Raw genomic sequence first — 16,073 nt, 5'->3', positions numbered from 1 at the left:
AGGTTTTGACGGATTTATCAGTCAATTATGGGGTAAGTTTGTGGCTAGGGTGTGCAGATAACTCTGATGGGTTATCAGTATTGAGTTAGGATTTGTATAAAATTTGTCAACTCAACTCTCAAAGCTCGAATCTCAAGACGCTAACAATCGCGTCTTCACAAAACTTTATTGATGATGCCGTTGAGCGGGGACGCATATATGAGTATTGAAAAAATTGTTGAACAGGCTTTGCAGGATGGCTATTTAACGCCGTCAATGGAAGCTGAGGTGGGACGGATCTGCAATACGGCTTCGGAATTGTCGATCGAAGAGTACATGGCTCTCGATCGTCTGATGGGCTCATTGTTGACTGGCGAAGTTGTAGTTCTGCCACGCAAACAGTTCATCAACGTGATGGAAGAGTTGGTACTCAGCGATGCGATCGCTAGGGTGGCCGAAATTGAAGCGACGAGCGACCTTAGTCTGGATGTGGGAGATATTGCAGCTTATGCTTTAAATAGGCTGCCACCTCTGTACGCTACGACGGAAGAGGGAGCTCACTTTCAAAGGGCTAGGGCTAAAGAGCAACTTCACGATTTGATTTCCAAAGAAGTCAACGCCGCGATCGCCCGCAACTTGGACAGGCCCGACACCCCAAACCCAACAGCTTTGGGCAAGTCTTCGGGAAACGAAGTTCTTTCACAGCTAAGCACTTGGCTGCAAGCTAACGCCACTAATTTTGAGCCACAGCCTTAGTACGACCCCAAAAGCTCTATTTATGGTTAAGTCGATCCCGCTCAATTAAGAAAGCGGGATTTTTAGTTTCCGCAGCCCCCAAGATTCATATGAAGGCAGAAGCCAGAATTCAAGAACAAAAAATTAAAATTTAAGAGTTTTCTATTTTATGTAAAAAATAAAAAACTCCCTCTTCCTAGTTCCTGACATCGGTTACATCCGTCGAGCGAATCCGTTGCCGAACTTCCTTCTTCCTTCAAACGATTAATTGCTGCTGTCAGAAGACTCAGCCGAAGGACCGACGGTAACTTTTGTCTCTCGTTTTTCGCGTTTTTTCCGTTCCGCTTGGATGACATCTTGAAGCACTATTCGTGCTTGAGCCATTTTTTCCAAATTGCTGCGGTACAAATCTAAATCTTTGCTAACTTTGTCTTCTGGCAGGTGCAATGCCGCACAGACTTTGGCGATCGCGTCGTTTCGCGTTTCTTGGTCTTTTACTAAGTTAGGGTCAGCTTTTTCTAATAGTGAGAACAAACCGATCGCGAACAAGCGGCTGTACTTAAATTGAGGGTTGCTGGCGATCGCCCCTAAAGACGCTTGCAAATCCGCTGTATCTTCAAAGCTGGTCGAGCGATCGAGCCAGGAGAGCAACTCTTGCCCGGAAAGTCTATCTGCCAAACTTTCCAATCGCTGAGCGTCTTGCTTGTAGCGCTCTGGATCGTCTTCTAGGGACTTGCACAAAGCGTTAAAAATCGAAACTCTGTCGGCTTCTGGGGCGTACCCAAGCATGAACCTATCAAAAGCTGTCACTACACCCAAAGCATAAATCGGGTCGTATTGAAAATCGGCATTCGCCGAAAGCAAGTGCATTTCTACCATCAACTCTTCCACCACTCGACGGTAAATTGAGTTGATCGGTCGAGTGTGAATCGTATAGAAACTTCGCTTAGTATCTGAAACAGTACGGTTATTGTTCACCTGAGTCTTATAGATAAATAATTTTGCCGTAGCGGGCGTGCCAGCGCGGCGTGAGTAAAGTCGGGGGAGTCTATCTGCGATCGGGCTGACAAAAATTGCCAGTTCGTTAAGCGTTGCCGCCGGATTGCGAGACAAAATTTTATCAAAAATATTTTACGCGCGATCGGCAGCAACAATTAATATGTCGCAATAGGAGGGAAAAACCCCAGTATCTTTACAATCATAGCTTAGCTGGGATCGCTCATAAATCTAATCTTCTGACTTGCCCAGCCTTGATATGGCCTCAAATATCACAATAACCTTTTCTTGTCAACCCTGATCGTGAAAAATCAAACAAACATGACAATTTCTCCTGAATTGATAGCTTTAGCCCAGTACATGGCGGGCGAATTTGACAACCGGGAACAAGCGCTAGCAGAGCCGGCGTGGTACGTCCACCTTCGTATGTGGCAAAGACCACTACCCGTTCCTTTATTTTCCGAACCCAGCATTGCCCTGTTTGCCGAACAAGCCAACATTCTGGAATTAGACAAGCCATACCGCCCCCGCATCGTGCAACTGAGGCACTCACAGATAGCGCCAGGACTGATTGAAGCTCAGTATTATATGTTCAACGACATTACAGCCGTCAAAGGAGCCGGTTGCAACCCCGACTTGCTTGGAAAGCTAACGAAAGAGCAAATCCAACTCCTCCCGGGCTGCACCCTGTCGGTGGCAGTGGAAAATTTAGCCTCAAACAGCTATCGCTTTCGGGGATCTTTGCCGGAGGGCACTCGCTGCGGCTTTGCCTACGGGGGGCAAAATTACCAAGTAGACTTGGGATTTGAAGCCGCAGGCGAGGAATTTCTCAGCTACGACAAAGGAATAAGCCCCACGACAGGCAAGGCTATCTGGGGAGCTTTAATGGGCCCTTTTAGATTTGTCAAGCGTCAGGATTTTGCTGCTGAGATATTGGTTTGAAGCAAGAAGTAACAAGAAACAAGGAAGAAAGATTTAGCTATCTAGGATAGAAGGCAAGACTTTACCTTGACCTATTCTTCTACTTTAGTGTTTTGGTGAACCTCTCAACCTCTCAAGAAAGGAAGAAAGCATAAGGAAGCTGGCAAGAATTTACCTGCTTCCTGTTCTTGTGAAGGGTTCCGGCGCTTTTTGTGAGCCTCAAGCTGAAATTGCGCTTACACCGAAAGCGATGCAAGCGGGAGTGGTCAACTTGCGCGCGGCACCCCCTCTAGAGCTTCTTCTTCCGTTTCAAAGATTTCAAACACAGAATCCATCATGGTGACTTCAAACACCAGTTTGGCTTCGGGATGAACATTGCAAATGCGGAAACTTCCCTTAACTTTATCCGCATCCCGCATACCTGCTACAAGTGAGGTCAGGCCAGAGCTATCGATAAAGTTAACCTGACCAAGATTCACTACAACATGGCGGCTAAGTTTGGAAATACACTCTTGCAACTTGAGGCGGAATTGCCAAGCTGTAGTGATGTCCAACCGTCCTGTCGGTGCTAAGACGATAACTGTTGTACCGTCTTGAAGCGTGTGGGTTTTTTGATCAATATGAATCACTGACCCTTCCCTCAAATTTATTATCTATCGCGGTGGTTACTGTCCCAGTAGTTTAACTCAGGTCGGTGACTGCTGAGGCATCCAATTCGCCCAATCTTGCGGTTTTAAGAACTTCGAGTAGAGTTCGGCTTCGGGAGAGTTGGGTTCTGGCTCGTAAGAGTATTCCCAGCGTACCAAAGGTGGCAGGGACATTAAAATCGATTCGGTGCGTCCGTTGGTCTGCAAGCCAAAGGTCGTGCCTCGATCGTACACCAAGTTAAATTCAACGTAACGGCCGCGGCGGTAAAGTTGGAAATTACGCTCGCGCTCGCCGTATTCTTTCGATCGGTGCTTTTCAATAATAGGGGTGTAAGCCGGCAAAAAGGCCCGGCCGCAATCCTGTACGAAGGCGAACAGCGACTCCCAAGTTCTAGGTTCAGGCACGCCGATGTTGTTGCTGCACTCAGCGGCTTTGCCTTTGACATGATGGTCGCGGTAAAGCGCGCCTTGAGCGCTTTGGTAGTCAAAAAACAGGCCGCCCACGCCGCGGGTTTCTTGGCGGTGCGGGAGGTAGAAATATTCGTCGCACCAAAGTTTAAATGTCGGATAATATCCGGGATGGTGGCGATCGCAAACTGCTTTCAAAGTTTTGTGAAAATGAGCTGCATCCTCAGCCAACGGGTAATAAGGAGTCAAATCCACACCGCCGCCAAACCACCAAATCGGGCCGGCCTCAAAATAGCGGTAATTCAGGTGAACCGTAGGCAAGTAGGGATTGCGGGGGTGCAGCACCATCGAAGTGCCCGTTGCATAGAAATCGTGACCAGCAGCTTCTGGGTGCTTTGCCAGAATCAAAGCCGGCAAACTTTCGCCCCACACTTGGGAAAAATTGACTCCCCCTTGTTCAAACACGTCGCCTTCGCGCATGACGCGAGAACGTCCGCCGCCACCTTCGGACCTTTCCCAAGAGTCCTCCTTAAATTTGCCAAGACCATCGAGCTGTTCGAGGGATTGACAAATTTCGTCTTGTAGGCTTTTCATAAATTGGCTGACTCTAGCTCTAGAGTCAGCGGGCGGCAAAAAGGGGGAAGTGGCTGTTTTAAGTGTTGTAGAAACTGTCATAAAATTTTCTGTTGTCAGATTTGAGTCTTAGATGGGCGATGAATCCCAAATCCAGTCGTCATGTAATTATGCCACCGCAGGTCTGCAAATGATCGCTATGAAGTTACATTAAAAAATAGCAATAAAAATATACTTAAACCTGCGATCAAAAATTCGCTAACCCAATTGCAGAGCTATGGTGGAGAACACAATGCCCAATACACTCGATGTTAGTTCAGTCTTAGAAATCCTGCGACCCGTGCAAGACCCCGAACTGCAAAAGAGTTTGGTGGAATTGAACATGATTCGTAACATAAAAATTGACGGCGGTGTCGTCAGTTTTACTTTAGTGCTGACAACGCCTGCTTGCCCGCTGCGAGAATTTATTGTCGAAGATTGCCAAAAAGCGGTCAAACAGTTGCCAGGAGTCGAAAAAGTGGCGGTGGAGGTGACAGCCGAGACTCCCCAGCAAAAGGGAGTGGTCGATCGCCAAGGCATTGAAGGAGTGAAAAATATTATCGCAATTTCCAGCGGCAAAGGCGGCGTCGGCAAAAGCACAGTGGCGGTAAACGTGGCAGTAGCGCTGGCGCAAACCGGCGCCAAGGTGGGTTTGCTGGATGCGGATATCTATGGGCCCAACGACCCGACAATGTTGGGTTTGGGGGACGCGAAAGTGATGGTTAGGGACGGGAAAAGCGGGGAAAGCCTCGAACCTGCCTTCAACTACGGGGTCAAATTAGTGTCGATGGCGTTTTTAATTGACAAAGACCAACCCGTGATTTGGCGCGGCCCGATGTTGAACGGGATCATCCGGCAGTTCCTCTATCAGGTGAATTGGGGGGATTTAGACTATTTGATTGTCGATATGCCTCCGGGTACTGGAGACGCGCAGTTGACAATGGCGCAAGCGGTGCCGATGGCTGGTGTGGTGATCGTGACGACCCCGCAGACTGTGGCATTGTTGGACTCTCGCAAGGGGTTAAAGATGTTCCAGCAGTTGGGAGTTTCCGTGCTGGGAATTGTGGAAAACATGAGCTATTTTGTGCCGCCGGATATGCCCGATAAGCAATACGATATTTTCGGTTCCGGTGGCGGGGAAAAGACTGCTGCTGAGTTGGGAGTGCCGCTGTTAGGCCGCATTCCGCTGGAAATTCCGTTGCGGGAAGGTGGCGATTCGGGGGTGCCGATAGTGGTCGGGCAACCGGGTTCTGCTTCAGCTAGGGAGTTGCGGGCGATCGCGGGCCGCATTGCCGGTAAAGTTTCCGTAGCAGCCTTAGCCTAACAAACTCTCGTTTCTGGGCTTTGCCTCCCGTCTTCCTGTAAACCAAGATTTGCCTAGTTCTCAGGCTCTGCTTGGGAACTAGAAACGAGAAAAGGTAAGCTATAAAGAGCCAACTTAACATTCACAGAATTATGATTTTTCCAGGTTCGGCAGTTCGAGTTAAAGATAAGGGTGAGATTTACTACGCCTTTCAAGGACAAGTTCAGCGAGTTAGTGATGGAAAGGTCGCGGTACTGTTTGAAGGCGGCAATTGGGACAAGCTGATCACGTTCCGGCTGTCGCAGTTGGAACTTGTCGATGCTACGGCTGGTCGCGTGAAATAGTCAGCAGTCATTAGTCACTGGTAAGGGGTAATGTGTAATTTGTAATTGGTAAAGTACCCAAGACCAGGCTACTAAATGAAAACCCTTGACTAATGACTAATGACTAATGACTGATAACTAATGACTAATCACTAAAACTATGCGTTTACCTTTACCCCAATTTGCTACAAAAGAGCGCCATCCCGATCGCATTGCTGAGGTAATCGAGACGGCAACGTCGGAGTTTTTGGCTCAATGTTTGGAACCGGAAGACTTAAGTTTTCCCGTGATGCCGCCTTTTGGGAGTTGGGTGAAGGCCGAGGATGAAGAGTCAAAAAATCAAATTTACGGTGTGGTTTATTACGCTACGACTAGCCCGATCGACTCGGTGCACAGAGCTCGCGCTTTGGGTTTGTCGCTGGAAGAGTTGCGGGAAGAACAACCGCAGATTTTTGCTATGCTCAAAACCGAGTTTCGAGTGGCGATTGTTGGGTATGAGGCTGCGCCGGAAAGGTTGAACGGTCACGGCCCATCGAGGGGTAAAATTTATCAGTATTTGCCGCCGCGCCCGCCGCAAATTCACCAGGCGGTTTACCGCTGCGAACCGGATGAGGTGATTGATTTTACCGTGCAGTTGGATTTTTTGAGGACGCTGCTGGGGGTGGCTAATGCGCCGGTGGAGGCGCTGACGGCGGCGGCGATTCGGGAGATTTATCAGTTGCGGATGCGCGATCGATCTTGGTTGGTGGAAGCGGGGAGAAGCTTGAGTGTTTTGCTGAAGGATGATTACGATCGGTTGCGGGTGATTTTGAGTCAGATTCATCCCTAGGGGGAAGCTGGAGTAAGATAATCAGGACTTAAGGCAAAAAGTGGTTTGACACGCTACGGATAGCAGTAAGCTGCGCAATCGGCACCCTAAATAATTAGGTTCTGCGTAAGTCCAGGTCAGGTTTTTTCGGAGAAAAAATATTTTATGTGGGTAGAGATAACAGCAGTAAGTCAAGTTCCCGAATGGGGTGTGTTGAAGGTAAAAGTTGACGAAACCTCAGTGATTTTGAATCGTCAAGGCATGAATGTCACTTGTTACCGTAATGCTTGCACTCATTTAGAATATCCGATCGACATGGGTAAGGTAAGCAGCGGCATCATTACCTGTCCGTTTCATAAGTATCAGTACAAATTAGATACTGGTAAATGTTTGAATGCACCCAGCGATTCCCTGGAATCTTATCCGGTAAAGATTGAGGGCGATCGCGTTTTTGTAGAAATAGATTAGTTATTCGTTATTTGTTAAGTCCGACAGGGGTTTAAACCCCTGTCTCATAGCTAAAGTCGTCTCAAGAGGACTGTAGATTAATATGTGATATCAAGTCCGGCTTCAATACCCCCTCACTCTGTTAGTCTGCGGAGGCAGACTTTGTTTTTGTAGTAGCGGTTTCAACCGCCGAACCATTGAGGGAGTAGCAGCCAACCCTGATTAACTTTTAACCTACCATTTTCGCCCGTCGCTGGCGGAGGAAAACCACCAAAAGCCCGATCGCACCTACCGCCAACAGCAGCCATTCTTCGGGCTCAGGAACCCCCGAAACATTCAGAGGATTATTCGGCTTACTCAACTGTTCCTTACCCGATTCTACCTCTCTGTCAAATCGATCACTCTTAGCTTCCGCTGCTTTTAGTTGCTCCCTTTGCGCGTCATTAACTAACACAATCATCGAAGAATAAGGCGTCACCACTTTGAAATTTTTAGCTACGGCGTGCATCGCATCCAGTTGCGTCAGTTGATTTGAACTTTTCTGCTTGCTAAGTGCAGTTATCAACTGCCGCGCAGCAATCGGTTTAAAGCCTTCATTTCCGGCATTTTTCGGCTCTGCGACTGCCGCCGATTTGGCGGTTTTTTTCGACTGCGGGGTTTTGGCATAACTCCAAGCATAGCCGTCAACAACGCTAACTGTAGATGGGCCGGAAGCTGCTGTGGTTGCTACTCGCTGCATCGCCTCTTTCATATCCGTAGCAACTCCACCGCCGCTATCTTGAATCACCTTTAAAGTTGCGTCGTCGTAGCCGGGGGGCAAACCTCCCAAATGCACTGTCCATAGGGGTGCAGAGATGGAAAGTTTAGGTTTGCGATCGTCCGACAATTCGTAACTATGGCGATCGCTCACCAAAAATACACTATCGTAACTTTTATCGCCCCGCAACTGTGTAAACTGTTGGAGCATATCTTTGAGCTGGAGCGTACCATAAAATGTCACCTTTTCCGCATCGAAATTGCGTACATCTTCCACAAACTTAGGTGGCATTCCCGCAGCGCTGGCGATATACAAATCAACAGCATTTTTGCTGGCTGTATTAGCTTTCAACCATTCAAAATTCTCTTTTACTTCCTTACTTTCCGCCGCCATGCTGCGGGAAGTATCGAGAATAACTGCAAATTTTTTGCCTTGCGGTAGGGAGTAATTTGCATCAGCCAGTGGCTTAGCAGAAATGATATTTCCTCCCGGTAGAACCGCCTGCTGCGCTGTTAGCGGTTGCTGTGCGACTGCGGGCAAAAAGGGTGGCAGCCAAGTTTCTCTTGCTTCTTTCCCGCTGTATTTTACCTCTTTCCCGGCGATCGTGCGGCGAGTATTTTGGTTCCAAAAAATGTTGCGTTTTTCAGCCAAAACAGGCATAGCCCAACCCTGCGGCTGGCGCATGACTTTGTAAGTAAGCCACAGGTGCATTTCCGTTGGCCCGTCTGTTTGGGTGAATTCTCGTTTTACCGGAATTGGAAAAGCCCGCAAGCGGTATTGTTTGGGGCCAATTTGTTCTAACAAAGCCGGATCTACTCTTTCTGCTACCTGTTGATTGTAGACTTGCTGGGCGGCACCTCTAGGCGATACCGTAAATACAAAACGTTTGTTTAAATCGCCAGTGTCTCCCAGCCAAACTCCTGTAACTGCGGCGCTTTCCGGCAGCGAAAAGTAGTAGAATACTTCTTGCAAGTTCGGCGTTTGATTTTTGTAAACTTCGTAGAGTTGAACGTCAGCCCAGTCGCCGTTTTCTTTGACTGTCACTTCTTGCGACTGCAACCACACTTTTTCCTCAGTGACATTCAGCAAACCAGCTTTAGCTTCTTCCTGGTTTGAGGTTGACTGTACGGCGTGTTTTACTGCTTCGGTGTCGCCTTTTTGCAGTTCCGTATCGAAGAATTCTCCGTAGAGTTTTTCTGCTTTCTCCACATCAGCACTAGAGCCTTGATACAAAAACGGCGACATTAAAAAATTATAGCTGTTCTGCACAGTTTGAGCCGCTCCGTCAGGCAAATTCAAACTATTTTTGTATATCTCATAAATGTGGTTGTTTTCTCCCACAGTGCTGAGGTAGCGGTAAGGGGACAAATAAGCATTGACTAAGCCGGATCGAATCATATCAGACTTGGCTAATAAAGTTTGGCGAACCGTGTCGTTTGCGGGGGGAGTCGCCAGCATTTTTAGTGCGGCCACTTGTGGCTGCTGCTGCAAAGCGGAGAAAATAGCCAGCCAAGCTGTTATGACTCCCAAACTTCCGATTAGCGCTTTATTTTTCCCGTATTCTGCAGCAAAACTATGCCATATTTTCCGCCCGGAATGAATGTAGAGAAAGCCGTACAGCGAAGGCATGATAACGAACAAGCTACAGGTTAAACTAAACAATATAAAGGATAGCGGTATCCAAATTAAAGCCCAGACCCACGCCCCGTATTTAAACATCTCCAGAAATGGTGAAACCCATGTAAAATTGAAAAATTGAATGAGGAGAAATAAGAATCCATAAAGTGTATACAATGCCACAGGCAAAGCGTAATAAATCAGCAATGTTGCCGCCCAAATGCCAACTACTACCATTAAACTGTGACATCCTAATTGCAGCCACGCACTTCGCTTTTCTCCAATTAAGCTGAAAAAATGAGGCTGTTTATTATGGGAATTCTGGGAATCAAAAATATTTTGAACATTTTCTTTTCTACCCAGATAGCCGTACAGCATTTCCACTGAAAATGCTGCAATGCACAAAGCAATAGTAGCGATGATTTGAGAACTAGCTGGAGTTAGTTCTCGCAGCAGGAACAAGCGGAGCAAACACAGCAAAAATAGCGGTGCTTCTACACCGTAAAACCAACGCATTAGCTGTAGGGGTTGCTTGCTAAAACGCCTAGCTCCTATTACAGTACATACAGTGGGTACTGCAATCGTAGCTGCCATCGTCAAAGAAAACTCTAAGGGGATGCTGCCATCGATTGTCGCCATAATTAATGGCACTCCGATAATCGGCAAGATTCCCAAGTAAACAATCGATAAAAAAGTTAAATTCCACAGCCAAAAAATTGTTTTAAAAACTCCATCAAATACCTGTTGAATTTTCATTTATTTCTCCTTGTAAGCTTTTTTTAACGGTATCGTATACATTACTAGCAAACTTTTTTACTTCATAGTTTTCGGCTTGTAGCGAACTGTCAAATAAAATGGAAACTAGCACCCAGTTGTGGTTTTTGTGAGTGAGGTCGCTGCCGATACGGGACATGAAGTTATCTGTAGTTATCTGTGCAGATTGCAGCCAGTATGCTGCTGATAATTGGTTGTTTTTGAGAGACAGCCAGCGCGCTGTTATTGAAGGAGTTAGTTGTTTTTTTTCTATGCGATTGACTGGAATCCCGCTCGCTACAAAACACAACTCGGGGGCGTGATAAGTTTGCCAGGATGTGCTCGCTACTGTGAGCATGGAACCGCGCAAGTTGCCCGCGACAAATCTGATTTTTTGTGTTTGGGTGCCGGGGTAATTCCCAAAAAATTTTTCTTCGCTGGGATTCAGCGGGATTGATTCGGATACAATCGGGTCTAGAAATTTCAGGGGGGCGATCGCTAATTTTTCACTTTCTACATGATACAATTGAGAAATTGCACCCAAAACAGCCACCGCCACAATTAGTCCCGGTTTTGCCAAAGGCTGATTTTTGAGTATTTCTAAATCTCGTTGCGAGTTAAAATCACTTTCTTTTGTTTCGTGAAATTTCGGAACTTTTTGCAGCATCAACCAACTTAAGAAGCAAGCGCCGATTAAACCCACAATTCCTAGCGGTACGTGCAGCATTGCTGCATAAGTTGGCTGTTGGAAAACTTGGGCAACCAGCACTAGCACGGCAACCCGCAAAGCGTTAGCAGACACCAACATTAAGAAGTTAGCAGCGCATACTGCAAGCCATTTTAAACTCAATTTGCGACCTTCTAGCCAGGTAGCAGCAAGCAAAAATAGCGTTCCCACTAAGAGAGTTTTAATGCCGCTACAAGGCACGTCAACGTGAGCGATGCCGTTTTCCAAAACGATAATATCGTAAGAAGAAATAGCGCCAACGTGCAGCATTGAGAGCAACTGTTCTACTACCTGAGCAGTCAGCACTCGCGCCGGCAAACCTAAGCCGCTATTAAACTGACTGTTGAATGGTAAAATACAAGCCAGCAAGCCCGCAACTGGCAAGTTTTTTTGCCAAAAGTTCTGCTCGACGAATAAGCCGCACAGCCCGTAAGTTCCGAGGATAAATAGCAGGACAGTAACTTGTTTTATATCAATTATGTACTGAAGGGCGATCGAGCAAATACCCGCACCCAACATCAACAGCAGCGGATATCGCCTCAAAACGAAATTTGGCGAAAATCCCGGCGGGCGAGCGGAGTTGCGAATCGATCGCACTACTAATGCTACAATCAAAAAACCAATTACTATCTTGTACAGTGTGGGTACCTCAACAAACGAGGATAACAGCCACTTAACTGCCGAGATATTGGCCCAAAACCAAGCAAGCGCCAGTAAAAAAGGAGCCAGCCAAACCCAATTAACCGCAGGATGAGGAGTAACAGAATCTGCAATTGCAGAATCAGTAATATTGGTGCGCTGCATGATACCGCTTGACATTCACGTTGGTGACATCTTAGCTCAGCCAAATTGGTAATGTCTAGACCGATTATTTAAGTTTTGTCAAGCTTCGATTTTCTCTACAGAGAAGCTAGCGTTATAATAATTAATCTTAGCGGAGGTAAAAATGAGCGAAAAAAGCCCAGGATACAAAATTGTTAGCGATAACCGACAAGCGCGCCATCTCTATGAAATTATAGAGACATACCAAGTGGGAATCGAGTTGAAGGGAACCGAAGTCAAATCTATTCGGGAAGGAAAAGCAAATTTGCGGGACGGATATGGCTTAGTTCGGAACGGGGAACTGTGGCTGATAAACGTTCACATTTCGCCTTGGAGAAGTGCTAGCAACTATTTTAATCACGAACCCCGCCGCACCCGTAAATTGCTGATGCACAAGCAGGAAATTCGCAAATTAATCGGCAAAGTGGAAGAAAAAGGCTTGACTTTAGTGCCGTTAAAAATGTATTTGAAAGGCGGCTGGGTAAAACTTGATATAGGTTTGGGTAAAGGGAAAAAACTGTACGACAAGCGCGAAGATTTGAAGAAACGTGAAGATAAGCGGGATATGGAAAGAGCAATGAAGCAATTTTAGTCAGAGTCATTAGTCATCACTCATTAGTCATTAGTCATTAAATATCTCCAACAAATAAACTCAAACCTTTGCTACTCGAAGGTTGAAAGTTAATTTATGGAGATGTTTATTAGTCAGGAGTCATTACTGATTCATGATTGGTGATTGCTGATTAATGATTGGCTATTTTAAATCGATTTCGGTTCATTACTCATCATAATATGTTTCAAAATCCTCCCTTGAGGATTTTGAGGACTTCCATCGTCACTACAAACTTAATTAGAGTTATTTGACTGGAGTCCATCTTACAACAGATTCTATGTTGATGAACTAAACCCCAGCTCGTTCTATCCCCGTACGGAAACGGCCCAGGGTAAGTCCCTACACTTCATAAACCTGGAATACGCTGTATCTCCTCATAGAGTCGCATACTGTCGATCAACTGACCGCTGACTAAGTATTATTACTTAGACAAGGGGAAGAGTTTTACCTTCTTCCTGCTTCCCGCTTCCTTTTTCCTGAAAATATCCGGATGGCTTGTGGAGCCTCATGAATGATTAACCTATGCTCGAATACATCTGGGTAGTGGGAGCATTCCCCAAGGATTCGGCTGTGGACTAACAAACTCTTATGAGAAATGGGTTCAATCATGAGTCATTTCGTAAGATTATGATGCCATTAGGGTGGCAATTAAAACTGGCAAACAAAATATCGCCTAACTCTCAAGTTAAAAAATGCTAAAAATGACACCATTAGCTAACATCTTCAATGCTATGAAAGAGCCAGCAAAAAAGCCTCAAAACTCCAAGTGGGGAGCCTTATTGCTGATGCTAGCAGTAGGCTTGGGCGGCTGGCAAATTGGGTTGCCGGAACTGGCATCTTTTTTTAATAATATGGCTTTTGAAAACTACAAAGCTAATCGATTCGCTGATACTCAACAAGCATATGAGTTAGCGCTCTGGGTAGATCCAAAAAGCCGAACAGCTCTTTACAATTTAGGATGGCTTTGCGAAGAGGTGCAAGATTTACAATGCGCCCGAGGAAAATATCTGCAAGCTGCAAAACTCGGTCTACCTGCTGCTTACAGCAATCTGGCTCGGTTATATATAGTTGATCAAAAAAACTATCCGGCTGCCGTTCACTTCCTGTGGCAAGGTTTGAAATTAGCTGAGGACGATCAAGTAAAATATTCTTTACTCAAAAACTTGGGATGGGCTCGCCTGGAACAGGGTCGATATTCAGAGGCATTGCAACATCTGGATGAAGCGATTAAACTTGATAGTGAAGGACCAGCAACTTACTGCTTAAAAGCGCAAGTCCTAGAAAAACTGAAAAATACTAAGGCAGCGCTACCGCAGTGGAAAATTTGTCTAAAGTATGCGGATTCTCAAGAATTCGATGAGGATATATGGATAGGGATGGCACGTCAACGATTAAACGAGGAAAAAACAAATAAATGAAACGCACAGTTTTGTTTTCATCAACCATACTGGCAATTATAACGGTAGTGGAGCTAAGTCAAGCCTCAACAGCACTGCCAACTCCTTCGACTGTTAAAATTACAGTTAATGAATCAGTCGAAACGCCGTTCGACTCCAATCAAGCGAGGAGGCGGCGGTGCAGAGATAGAGATGGTGGAAAATATCCGTGTCCCAGATTAATCATGCCTTCGGAGAGCGAAGAATAAGAGTTATTTTCAATAAATTTTGTAGAGTGTACCATCACCACTTTACAGCAACAGGTATGTAGTATGTAGTAGTAGTATGCAGGGTGCCCCGTCCGCACCTTATAGCATTTGAGATTTGAGATTAATAATTGAAGAATTGGAAATAACTTATGGCTATAATGGTTTGCAGCTTGCATAAAGCTGCATTCTTTTTTTGAACTGATATAACTCCTAATCATTGCTGTATCGGCTATTGCTGGAATCCGCACTGTGCGGGGAGAAAATCCCCGCCAGCAATTCTATCTACTCGCCCTCCCTCAAAGCTAAATCTTGCGGCTGCTGGTGTGAGTTGCTGTAAAAACTAGCAATAATCGCCACCATCAACCACCAAAGCATATTAACTTCCGGCCGATACCAAACTGTATCGACAAAACCGTGGGCCATCATGCCGGCTAAAGTTGCGATCGCCCCTATCAACCAAAACCCCTGATTCGATTTGAGATTTTGGATTTGAGATTTGGGATTTTGGGATTCTTCCTCTAAACTAGAGATTTTAAATTGTGAATCCCGCATATTTTTGATCTGCAACAAACCTTGATTGACGGTGACAGTCATCAGCCACAGGAAACACATTAAACCGATAAAACCAGTTTCCACCGCAATTTCCAACAGCACGGAATAAGCGCTCAAAGCAGTGAATTTCGGCCTCATATAAAGCGGATAAACTTTATTAAAAGCAGTGTTTCCGGGTCCAATTCCAAGAATTGGTCGATCGCGAATCATGTCAATCACCGCCGTCCAAACGTTAATCCGAAAATTGTTGCTGCTGTCACCTCGACCGATAAACATACTCGAAACTCGATCGCGCAGTGGCTCCACTAAAGCCACTCCCAAAATTAAGGCTCCAGCCAAACCTCCTAACCCTAACGGCAGCGCCCAAGTTCGCCAGAACCGAGGCATCAAAGGGGTGTACCAGTACCACAGCAGCACTAAAAATACCACCAGTAGAGCCACAAAACCGATCCAAGCACCCCGGCTATCGGTGTAGCGCAAACACGCGCAATTCACCACCAGCATCGTCAGCGCTAAAATTTTTGTTCCCCATCCTTTCCACACAAAAAGCGCGGCAGCGCTCAATGCAATGGCTGGCAGTAAATAGGAACCAAGCAAGTTAGGATTTCCCAGAAAACTGTAAACTCGCGTGACATTGGCTTGAGTAGAAGTCGGATCGTTCCAAGTAGCTAATGGTGGCACTTTATCAATCCACTGCCGCACGCCGTAGAAACTGACAATTAAAGAGACGTTCAAAAATACGGCAATTAACCACGATCGCCAACGGGGCGATCGCAATATCCGAGCCATCAGCGCAAAAAACAGCAAATACAGCGTTAGCTTGCTCCAACCAGTAGCAGCGGCGACTTTCACCGGCGACATCGCCGTTGCGACAGTGGCTATGCCCCAGTACAGCAGAACCAGCAAATGAATCGGCGTGAAGGGGATCTCGCGATCGTCCGAAACAGTCAGCAGCACCCAAAATGCAGCGCTAGCCGCCATCAACACCCCCACCAAGGCATTGTTTACAAACGGCGCCAAACCGAAAGTCAAGCCCAGCAAAACAAAACCCAAGGGTTCTGCCCACTGCATCAGCCAGCTACTCTGCCGCCAACTGCGTAAAGAGCCGATCGCCAAATTGAATAAATAACTTCTACTTTGCCACTGAGAGAGCGGCAAATTTGCCAGAGTTAACTGTTGCCAAACTGAATTCATTTTTAGATTGATTATTGGTAATTGGGAATTGGGAATTGAGTCTAAAAGCATCGACAATTGATAGTAACTCCAATCTTGCACCATTCTCCCTTAAGGCTTTTCTGGTCGGCTCCACAAAGAATAAATTTCTTGTGGGTGGGGCACGCGAGTCCGCGCATAAAAGCCTTATTGAGAATGGTGCAACATCTCAGTATTAATTAACAAATGACTTGTT

Annotated in this window: 15 protein-coding genes; 9 read left to right on the top strand and 6 right to left on the bottom strand. The window is 46.2% G+C overall.

The window, feature by feature from the left end; genetic code table 11:
- Nucleotides 1–198 precede the first annotated feature (198 nt).
- Nucleotides 199–735, top strand: coding sequence for a late competence development ComFB family protein (locus tag QUA57_RS13055; RefSeq protein WP_006631395.1), 537 nt, complete (start codon nucleotides 199–201; stop codon nucleotides 733–735).
- A gap of 243 nt (nucleotides 736–978) precedes the next feature.
- Here the strand turns inward: QUA57_RS13055 and psb29 are convergent, their stop codons facing one another.
- Nucleotides 979–1,692, bottom strand: a complete 714-nt coding sequence (psb29, locus tag QUA57_RS13050) for a photosystem II biogenesis protein Psp29 (RefSeq protein WP_333061335.1) — start codon at nucleotides 1,690–1,692, stop codon at nucleotides 979–981.
- A gap of 339 nt (nucleotides 1,693–2,031) precedes the next feature.
- Here psb29 and QUA57_RS13045 point away from each other — a divergent pair, with 339 nt between their 5' ends.
- Nucleotides 2,032–2,652, top strand: a complete 621-nt coding sequence (locus tag QUA57_RS13045) for a chromophore lyase CpcT/CpeT (RefSeq protein WP_333061315.1) — start codon at nucleotides 2,032–2,034, stop codon at nucleotides 2,650–2,652.
- Nucleotides 2,653–2,897: 245 nt separating this feature from the next.
- On the opposite strand, the gene QUA57_RS13040 is transcribed toward QUA57_RS13045, so the two are convergent.
- Together QUA57_RS13040 and hemF are read right to left on the bottom strand one after the other, a co-directional pair.
- A complete protein-coding gene (locus QUA57_RS13040) occupies nucleotides 2,898–3,260 on the bottom strand; it encodes an STAS domain-containing protein (RefSeq protein ID WP_006631392.1) in 363 nt (120 codons plus the stop codon).
- A gap of 57 nt (nucleotides 3,261–3,317) precedes the next feature.
- The gene (gene hemF / locus QUA57_RS13035) at nucleotides 3,318–4,361 is read right to left on the bottom strand and encodes an oxygen-dependent coproporphyrinogen oxidase (protein ID WP_333061314.1); all 1,044 of its coding nucleotides are present in this window, start codon (nucleotides 4,359–4,361) and stop codon (nucleotides 3,318–3,320) included.
- A gap of 190 nt (nucleotides 4,362–4,551) precedes the next feature.
- On the opposite strand from hemF, the gene QUA57_RS13030 reads away from it, so the two are divergent.
- From QUA57_RS13030 to QUA57_RS13015, 4 genes are all read left to right on the top strand, one after another.
- A complete protein-coding gene (locus tag QUA57_RS13030; protein WP_006631390.1) occupies nucleotides 4,552–5,622 on the top strand; it encodes an Mrp/NBP35 family ATP-binding protein in 1,071 nt (356 codons plus the stop codon).
- Between the two features lie 131 nt (nucleotides 5,623–5,753).
- On the top strand, nucleotides 5,754–5,945 hold the full coding sequence (locus QUA57_RS13025) for an NAD(P)H dehydrogenase subunit NdhS (protein WP_006631389.1): 192 nt from the start codon (nucleotides 5,754–5,756) through the stop codon (nucleotides 5,943–5,945).
- Between the two features lie 139 nt (nucleotides 5,946–6,084).
- On the top strand, nucleotides 6,085–6,753 hold the full coding sequence (locus QUA57_RS13020) for an HAS-barrel domain-containing protein (RefSeq protein ID WP_333061313.1): 669 nt from the start codon (nucleotides 6,085–6,087) through the stop codon (nucleotides 6,751–6,753).
- A gap of 144 nt (nucleotides 6,754–6,897) precedes the next feature.
- Nucleotides 6,898–7,200 (top strand): Rieske (2Fe-2S) protein, encoded by a 303-nt coding sequence (locus QUA57_RS13015; protein WP_333061312.1) that lies wholly within the window; start codon nucleotides 6,898–6,900, stop codon nucleotides 7,198–7,200.
- A gap of 208 nt (nucleotides 7,201–7,408) precedes the next feature.
- Here the strand turns inward: QUA57_RS13015 and QUA57_RS13010 are convergent, their stop codons facing one another.
- Nucleotides 7,409–10,309: a TIGR02921 family PEP-CTERM protein gene (locus QUA57_RS13010; RefSeq protein WP_333061311.1), complete on the bottom strand. Its 2,901-nt coding sequence runs from the start codon at nucleotides 10,307–10,309 to the stop codon at nucleotides 7,409–7,411.
- Nucleotides 10,287–11,852, bottom strand: a complete 1,566-nt coding sequence (gene xrtO, locus QUA57_RS13005) for an exosortase O (protein ID WP_333061310.1) — start codon at nucleotides 11,850–11,852, stop codon at nucleotides 10,287–10,289. The genes QUA57_RS13010 and xrtO overlap by 23 nt, the downstream gene beginning before the upstream one ends.
- Nucleotides 11,853–11,979: 127 nt before the next feature.
- Between xrtO and smpB the strand changes: the two genes are divergently transcribed.
- From smpB to QUA57_RS12990, 3 genes are all read left to right on the top strand, one after another.
- Entirely contained in the window at nucleotides 11,980–12,447 is a 468-nt protein-coding gene (gene smpB / locus QUA57_RS13000) for an SsrA-binding protein SmpB (protein ID WP_006631384.1), read from the top strand.
- Nucleotides 12,448–13,160: 713 nt separating this feature from the next.
- Entirely contained in the window at nucleotides 13,161–13,886 is a 726-nt protein-coding gene (locus QUA57_RS12995) for a tetratricopeptide repeat protein (RefSeq protein WP_333061307.1), read from the top strand.
- Nucleotides 13,883–14,113: an Osc7112_2153 family protein gene (locus tag QUA57_RS12990; RefSeq protein ID WP_333061305.1), complete on the top strand. Its 231-nt coding sequence runs from the start codon at nucleotides 13,883–13,885 to the stop codon at nucleotides 14,111–14,113. The genes QUA57_RS12995 and QUA57_RS12990 overlap by 4 nt, the downstream gene beginning before the upstream one ends.
- Before the next feature lie 282 nt (nucleotides 14,114–14,395).
- On the opposite strand, the gene QUA57_RS12985 is transcribed toward QUA57_RS12990, so the two are convergent.
- Entirely contained in the window at nucleotides 14,396–15,859 is a 1,464-nt protein-coding gene (locus QUA57_RS12985; protein WP_333061304.1) for an IctB family putative bicarbonate transporter, read from the bottom strand.
- Nucleotides 15,860–16,073 lie beyond the last annotated feature (214 nt).

Origin of the sequence: Microcoleus sp. Pol7_B2 (genome assembly GCF_036701035.1) — a bacterium.
Classification (GTDB): Bacteria; Cyanobacteriota; Cyanobacteriia; order Cyanobacteriales; family Microcoleaceae; genus Microcoleus.
The sequence above is the reverse complement of the archived record's forward strand: the minus strand, read 5'-3'. Positions and strand labels throughout refer to the sequence as shown.

Excerpts from the sequence above, each read along its gene's own strand:
- QUA57_RS13055 (WP_006631395.1), top strand. The coding sequence starts at position 199 with ATGAGTATTGAAAAAATTGTTGAACAGGCTTTGCAGGATGGCTATTTA.
- QUA57_RS13045 (WP_333061315.1), top strand. The coding sequence starts at position 2,032 with ATGACAATTTCTCCTGAATTGATAGCTTTAGCCCAGTACATGGCGGGC.
- hemF (WP_333061314.1), bottom strand. The coding sequence starts at position 4,361 with ATGACAGTTTCTACAACACTTAAAACAGCCACTTCCCCCTTTTTGCCG.
- QUA57_RS13030 (WP_006631390.1), top strand. The coding sequence starts at position 4,552 with ATGCCCAATACACTCGATGTTAGTTCAGTCTTAGAAATCCTGCGACCC.
- QUA57_RS13025 (WP_006631389.1), top strand. The coding sequence starts at position 5,754 with ATGATTTTTCCAGGTTCGGCAGTTCGAGTTAAAGATAAGGGTGAGATT.
- QUA57_RS13020 (WP_333061313.1), top strand. The coding sequence starts at position 6,085 with ATGCGTTTACCTTTACCCCAATTTGCTACAAAAGAGCGCCATCCCGAT.
- QUA57_RS13015 (WP_333061312.1), top strand. The coding sequence starts at position 6,898 with ATGTGGGTAGAGATAACAGCAGTAAGTCAAGTTCCCGAATGGGGTGTG.
- QUA57_RS13010 (WP_333061311.1), bottom strand. The coding sequence starts at position 10,309 with ATGAAAATTCAACAGGTATTTGATGGAGTTTTTAAAACAATTTTTTGG.
- xrtO (WP_333061310.1), bottom strand. The coding sequence starts at position 11,852 with ATGTCAAGCGGTATCATGCAGCGCACCAATATTACTGATTCTGCAATT.
- smpB (WP_006631384.1), top strand. The coding sequence starts at position 11,980 with ATGAGCGAAAAAAGCCCAGGATACAAAATTGTTAGCGATAACCGACAA.
- QUA57_RS12995 (WP_333061307.1), top strand. The coding sequence starts at position 13,161 with ATGCTAAAAATGACACCATTAGCTAACATCTTCAATGCTATGAAAGAG.
- QUA57_RS12990 (WP_333061305.1), top strand. The coding sequence starts at position 13,883 with ATGAAACGCACAGTTTTGTTTTCATCAACCATACTGGCAATTATAACG.
- QUA57_RS12985 (WP_333061304.1), bottom strand. The coding sequence starts at position 15,859 with ATGAATTCAGTTTGGCAACAGTTAACTCTGGCAAATTTGCCGCTCTCT.